The following is a 5,218-nucleotide window of genomic DNA, read 5'->3' as shown; positions in this document are numbered from 1 at the left end:
GCTATCGCCATATCCACTGGCTATACTATGCATCAGAGCAGAGGTTTTTCTCAGAGTTTGTCCTCCCCTATCGCTTTTCTTCCATGACTTCCCTCCTGGAGTCTGTTGTTTCCTAAAATTTAATTTAGTCTGGGACTTCATATCTATAGATATTTTTTTCATAACTGGAGAAATATCTTTTAAATTTTTCTCCATCTTATTAATTTTCACCACAAAATCATCTATTTTTAAATCATTCATATTATTCACCTCTATTATAGGGAGTATATCCTATAATGACTAAAAAAAGAAGAAACCAAGTGATTAGCTTGATTTCTTCTTAGACATTTTATTTGAAAAATCTTTATTTATACATTAAATATATATTTTAAGTTATAGAATATCAACTAATATATATTTCAGAAGAAAAAGTCAACTGGTTAAGTTCCCTCTTTCTATAGCTCTTATTCTTATAAACTCCCAATTTTCTGTACATAATAATTATATATCTTAAGTTCTATAATGTCAATTTTTTACCTGCAAATTCTTGTAATTATATCACTAGATCCTTCATTCTTTCCTAACTCTTCTTGGGTAATTATTCCTAAGTTTAATAACTCATTAAAATATTCTTCTTCCCCATCGGCTATTAAACATTTTTTAAACTTCTCTGCTGGAGAGTCTTCCCCTCCAATCAGTTCATGAGCATTAAAATAATTAGCTATTTGACTATAATATTCATCGGCTTTATCTTTATTTTTTAATTTCTTTTCTGCTTTATCTATAATTTCTGGCATTATAAACCTCATCTATCTCACTCCCTTTACTTTCCAGATACTATCAAATAATTTTTGATATAAAAACTCATCATTGCTATTAATTCTTGTATAATCCTTACTATTTACATTGACTAATAAATCATCTAACATTCTTTCAATACAATTTCTATCATTGATATTTTCAATATCAAATGGTCCAGCACCTTTAAGCAGATCTATAAAAACATCTTTTATCTCATCTTTTTTTATGATCTCTTTATATGGCTGGATTGCTTTATGAAGAGCCCTTCCAGTTTTAATACTACTAATTTTTAAATTCTTATCCTTGAGTAATCTATCAGTTTCTTCTCTACCTAGTTTTAATAGTACCTCTCCAAAATCTTCCACTTGATTACAGTTCGAAAATTCTTTTAGTTTCTTTAATTTAGGTAATCCATCTATCAAATAATCTAAATAAGAGTTAGCTATTTTTTTACTGTTAGCACCATGTACCTTACTTAAATAAGTCCCAACTGATTCAGCCATAAGTTCCTCAAGATGGTGATAAGGCATATTTTTTTGATTCAGTGATGATGCATGGAAAGTTTCATGAAACATTGTTTTTATCTTAGATTCTATCGATCTCTTATCTCCTGTTTTAAAAGCCATTTCTACAAATTTACCATTTTGTCTTAAACTTGAAACATATCCATAGGAATTAGCCATTGATTTATGTTTTACAGGAACATCTAAACCAAAATTATCCAAAATTTTACTTGCTAACTCCCTCTCTAATTTTGGTTTGAATTTTTTTATATCAAATTCAACCATAAAAGGTTCTAAATTCTTTGATAATTCTTCATCTAATTTTTCTACTGTCTTTTCTTTTAGTTTAACACCTTTTTCTATTTTTTTCCAAATAGTTCCTGGATTCCCTTTAAAATCTGTTTTTTCTAAATCACTTATTATATTTGGATCATATTCCGATAGGACATAGCCTCCATCCTCAAGCTCTTCTTTAGAAATTGAGATTACTCCACTCCTACATTGATAATGATTCCCTGGATAAATTTCATTCCAAATAGGATCATCAGATCTATAGATCTTTCCATCCAACCTTTTGCATATTTCAGTAGTATACTCATCTGAAATAGCATCATATAGTAGATAAGGAAAATCTTCTTTTGTTTCCATTTGTTCTTTATAAGTCCCTATGTTATAGGCATTAATGGTGTTCGTTCTATAAATATTTTCTAAATAATATCCACGATCTCCAAACCCTGCTTTATTGGCTATCTCTTGAATAGATTCTTTCCATTCTAAGAAAGTCCCTCCAGTTTTGATATTTTCATCCAATGATTGAAACATCTTTTTAGTTATCTCTAAATCTGTAGATTTTTTTATCCATTTAAAGTTATTTTTTATTTCTAAGGTTAATTCATCTATCTTTTCAAATAGTACCGGCTCTTTCTCTATCAGATATTTTATGGCATCTTCAAAAGGAAGACTAAATGGGTCTATGTCTTCAGCAAATTCCATCCATTTATTCCTTTGGATACTCTCAACATATCCAACTAGAGCAGCTATAACCATCTTTTCTTCTAATTCTTTATAATCTAAAGAAACATATAGATCCTTATATTCTTTTACCTGCTCCAAACTCTCAAAAATAGTTTTAGAAGTATTCTTAGTAAAATCCATCATACTATTTTCTATATCTTCTTTAAAAAGTCTCTTTTGGTACCTATGTAACTCTATTTTTTCACTTATATTGTCTACTTCTCCCCCTGGCAAACTCCTTAATATCTTTTTTAGCTATTACTTCTAAAGGAATCCCTAGACTATCAGACACATATTGAGGAGAAAGCTCATACCCTGCTTCAGATAAAGTCTTAATAGTATTAGCCTTTTGGGTGTTCACTTCTTCCTTGGCTTTATCTGCTTTGCTTTCTTCTTCCTCTGTTTTTTCTTTTTCAAATTTAATATAAAAATCCTCATGATTATATCCATACATCATTGCATCAGCAACTAATAAATTTTGAAATGATTCTCTTATAAATTTCAAAATCTCTTCTTCTTGCTTCTCCTGTTCTACTTGCTGTAGTTTATCCCTAGAAAAACTTCCTGTTCCAGCATTAGATCCTGAATAATCTGCTCCTAATATATATTTTGATATCTCACCTTTCCACCTGTCTTCAAGATTAGTATGTATTTCTGTTTTTAAATCTGCCAAATTAATAAAATGTACTGAATCTTTCAAACTTTTATCCCATATAGGAATAGCTACTACATTTCTACCTTTCATATCCTTTAATTGTTTAGCTTTGGCTTTTACATCTTCTTCATCTGCATTCCCATCATATGCAAACACCGTGATAACTTCTCCATACCTGTCTGCAATGGCCCTCATCTTATCTCTAATTGAGTTCTTAGCCTCATATGTTCCAACTATAGGCTTTAAAACGCTCTTCCCATATACCTCACTTAATGAGTCATTATAAGTAACTACAATATATTTAAGTGGATCATCTAAACTAATCTCTTTATCTCCTATTTTTACACTCCAAACACCTTTTTCGCATTTCATATATTCTTGAGGTATTTCAATTAATTCTTTTAGATTGAATTCTTCATCCCATACTAATTCAAATCCTCCATATCCATAATATCTACTTTTATCTAACTGTTTTATAAAATTATAGATATTTATTTTACTTAACCTCTGGTATATTTCTTTATTTCTCCCCTCATCTTCTTCTATAAGAGTTAGTATCTCCCAATCTCTAGATGAAACACCCATAGACATTTTCCTCACTGCATATGAGATATCGATATCATCTAACATCTCTTTTACTTTTTCAGGATCTAGATCTTCCTCTTCATAAGTTCCATTTATTTGAAATAACTGTTGTATAGTGGCATTAAGTAGCCCTTTATTGTTTTTTAGATCACTTCCAAATTCATGTTTCTTAAATGCATTTTTTATTTTACTAAACATCTTCCACCTCTCTATATTGCAATAATAGGCTTATTAACAGCTATACCCCTTCCACTTCCATATCTTCCACTCTGCACTATTATTGCTGCATAAGAACAAACATCAGTTGCATCGTCATTAGTAGCATTTGGAAACTTTAGTAACTGCTCCTCTACCTTATCTAGATTTATCATTCTGGAATTAAAGAATACCTTTCCATTTTCTAGCATAATAGAAAATGGAATAGATCTAGTCACCTTGTCTGTATCAGCCTTTAACACCTTTAACGGACAACCTTCCCTCTTAGCCTGTTGAATTAATCCTATTCCACTGGCTTTATCCTCACACGCTTGAAATACTACATTCCACCGTCCTTTTAATTCCTTTATCTTTTTCCATTGATCAGGAACCTCTATTTTCTCTAAAAACATATCTATCAAATATAAATTAGCTTGTTTATCAGCAAGCCAAGTAGCTATAGCTGTATCATCATTTGTCTTTCCTGTTTTCTGAGCTGTATCTATTGTCTGAAATGAAATACAGTCCTTTAAAAATACCTTCCTAGTTCTATCCTCTTCTACTATTTCAAGGTATTGATCATTATATTTAAAATACCTAAAATCTTTTCTTCTCATAATAGATCCACCATCTACTGTGGGTTTTTGTTGATACAGTGATGCCCACTCCAATCTTCCTATAGCTCTTTTAGTTTTCATCAGTTCACTCAAAGGAAATCTTTCTGGCCATAGTGGCTCTCCTACTTCCCTCCCTAATATATCTCCCTCTTCAGCTATTGCTGGTAGATTGATTAATTCAAACTCTTCTCCATCATCTTCCTTCATAGCTTTCATTAGTTTTCCAGCTAAATCTTCATCATGCCATCTAGTCTGAATAATTACCATCCCACCACCAGGAGCTAACCTTGTTCGAATCGTTGATTTATACCAATCCCATACCCTTTCTCTCTTTAAGTGAGAGTTGGCCTCCTCTCTATTTTTAAACGGATCATCTATAATAGCTATATGTGCTCCTTTTCCAGTTGCACTTCCTCCTACACCTGTAGCAGCTAATACACCTCTATGCCCTTCTATTCCCCACTCTTTTACACTAGAACTGTTCTTTGATAACTTTACTCCAAAGACATTTTCATGCTCTTCAAATGTATCTCTACAGATCCTTGAAAACTTCTCTGCCAAATCTGCTGAATAACTACCTACAATCATTTCCCACTCTGGATGACTACCTAATACCCATGCTGGAAATTTTTTAGTTGTAACCTCACTTTTACCATGTCTTGGGGGCATAGTTATAATAAGTCTAGGAGATCTTCCTTCTTCTACATCTTTTACAAAATTTTCTAATTTAGATATAAGATATTTTAAATGTTTGGCTGTCTGCCAATCTCCTCTACCATCTTCTAATAGAAAAGTCTCTAGGGATTTCCTCATCCTAGCTCTCTTCCTTCTTCTCATCTCTAGCACTGCTCCTGCTTTCATCTGTACTT

Annotated in this window: 5 protein-coding genes; all 5 read right to left on the bottom strand. The window is 31.6% G+C overall.

Annotated elements, in window-relative coordinates:
- Positions 1 to 240, bottom strand: a 240-nt coding sequence (locus WBG30_RS12275) for a phage virion morphogenesis protein (protein WP_424504952.1), incomplete at its 3' end; no start/stop codon positions are given.
- Positions 241 to 512: 272 nt separating this feature from the next.
- On the bottom strand, positions 513 to 788 hold the full coding sequence (locus tag WBG30_RS12270; protein ID WP_424504951.1) for a hypothetical protein: 276 nt from the start codon (positions 786 to 788) through the stop codon (positions 513 to 515).
- A complete protein-coding gene (locus WBG30_RS12265; protein ID WP_424504950.1) occupies positions 789 to 2,531 on the bottom strand; it encodes a minor capsid protein in 1,743 nt (580 codons plus the stop codon).
- Complete coding sequence (locus WBG30_RS12260; RefSeq protein WP_424504949.1) at positions 2,500 to 3,735, bottom strand: phage portal protein family protein; 1,236 nt, start codon at positions 3,733 to 3,735, stop codon at positions 2,500 to 2,502. The genes WBG30_RS12265 and WBG30_RS12260 overlap by 32 nt, the downstream gene beginning before the upstream one ends.
- An 11-nt stretch (positions 3,736 to 3,746) precedes the next feature.
- Positions 3,747 to 5,218 (bottom strand): phage terminase large subunit (gene terL, locus WBG30_RS12255; protein WP_424504948.1); only part of this gene is annotated, 1,472 nt, incomplete at its 5' end.

The organism is Psychrilyobacter sp., from assembly GCF_049671765.1.
GTDB lineage: Bacteria > Fusobacteriota > Fusobacteriia > Fusobacteriales > Fusobacteriaceae > Psychrilyobacter.
Note: the sequence above shows the minus strand (reverse complement) of the source record. Positions and strands in the feature narration are given on the sequence as shown.

What these genes read in the sequence shown, in the direction of transcription:
- WBG30_RS12260 (WP_424504949.1), bottom strand. Translation starts at nt 3,735, where the DNA reads ATGTTTAGTAAAATAAAAAATGCATTTAAGAAACATGAATTTGGAAGT.
- WBG30_RS12270 (WP_424504951.1), bottom strand. Translation starts at nt 788, where the DNA reads ATGAGGTTTATAATGCCAGAAATTATAGATAAAGCAGAAAAGAAATTA.